This window comes from Caldanaerobacter subterraneus, assembly GCF_004345675.1.
Lineage (GTDB): Bacteria > Bacillota > Thermoanaerobacteria > Thermoanaerobacterales > Thermoanaerobacteraceae > Thermoanaerobacter > Thermoanaerobacter subterraneus.
Genome location: NZ_SLWU01000074.1, coordinates 1 through 1,347, shown reverse-complemented (window position 1 = coordinate 1,347; position 1,347 = coordinate 1). Strand labels below are relative to the sequence as shown.

Sequence of the window (1,347 nt, the reverse complement as noted above, 5' to 3'; positions counted from 1 at the left end):
AATTTTGTATTACATTTTTCACAGCTAAAAATTTAAGGTTGTAATACAAAATCTAATTTTAATGCCTACCAATGCTTATTACTTCTGTTTTTGAAGGTATAAACATAAATGGGAGTGAAGCAAATTGAAAGTCTACAGCTTCCGCACAAATAAAGAAGACAGGGATATTGAAGAATTTCTTGAAGGACTAAACGGCGACAGAAGTCAATACATAAAAAATGCCCTGCGCTTCTACAGAGACTTTGGAGTTAAAATAGAAAAAATTGAAGCCATATTAGAAAAGCTGGAGCAGTCAGGTATAAAAGCCCAAATACCACCACAGCCTGTAGAACCTGAACTAGTTACTGAAAGTGAAACCTCAAATGATGAAAAAATTCTCCTTGAAAGCCTAGAAGATATTTTATCCCTTTAGGTAAACTTACGGGAGGTATAAAGATGGAGAAGCTTTATTCTATTTTGGAACCTTATGACAGCTGGTGGAATGATGAGGGAGAAGAGAAAAATTTAGAGGCACGAAAGGCTTTGCAGGAGTTTTACGCAGAATTTAAGAAATTAAAACCTTCTAAGAAATATGAAAGAAGAGATATACTTCATATGTCATATATTTTTCACCTCGTTAAAATAAAAAAGGCTCTTGACGAAAGAAAATATATGAGAGCATGTAACGAGCTAATTTCACTAATGCATTACGAACCTTTTCTGCAGGGAAGAATTTATTATAACGTCCTTAAATTATTAGAAGACGAGGTGATACAAGATTCTACTTAAAAATTTTTTTAGAAAGAAAAAAAGAAGTTTTTTAGAGAGATTAGATCCGGCTTATGAGTTTAAGTATGCTCTTGAATTTGCTCAACAAGTTTGTGAAGAAGAAAAAACAAAAGAAGACCAGATTTTAATATTAGATTATATGCTTAGCGTTATTAGAGAGGATTTAAAGTATGATGTATTAACAAATATTTTTTATAAAGAAAAATGGTTTGACAAAGGATTAAGACTGCCACTTCCTTTCCCTTACTACTACTACAATAAAGAAGGGATCAAGTTTTCAATATATGAAGCTGATTTCAAACCAAAAAAAGTTGATTTAGCAAAAGAATGTGTTTTGGTTTTTCCTTGGCATAGAGAAAAAATGAGGGAAAGCATCAAAAACATAGGTAAAAATGAGTTTGTGTTTCAAAGGACAAACCATAAAGCCTTTTATTTTTCTCCTGTAAACATCTGTTTTGTATACAACGGAAACCACTCCATAGGTGCAGGTATTGGTTTTAAAAAAGGATATATTGAAGCTGCTGAATATGATGTGACCAAGCTTTTTGAACATGTATATACGGATGGGTTATACTGGTA

Annotated in this window: 3 protein-coding genes; all 3 read left to right on the top strand. The window is 32.1% G+C overall.

Annotated features, from left to right (window positions below):
- The first annotated feature begins 124 nt into the window (after nt 1-124).
- Complete coding sequence (locus EV203_RS13295; RefSeq protein WP_132040917.1) at nt 125-412, top strand: hypothetical protein; 288 nt, start codon at nt 125-127, stop codon at nt 410-412.
- Nucleotides 413-435: 23 nt separating this feature from the next.
- Nucleotides 436-768, top strand: coding sequence for a hypothetical protein (locus tag EV203_RS13290; RefSeq protein ID WP_132040916.1), 333 nt, complete (start codon nt 436-438; stop codon nt 766-768).
- The coding region (locus tag EV203_RS13285) for a DUF6710 family protein (protein WP_132040918.1) at nt 758-1,347 on the top strand (590 nt) is incomplete at its 3' end. The genes EV203_RS13290 and EV203_RS13285, both read left to right, overlap by 11 nt.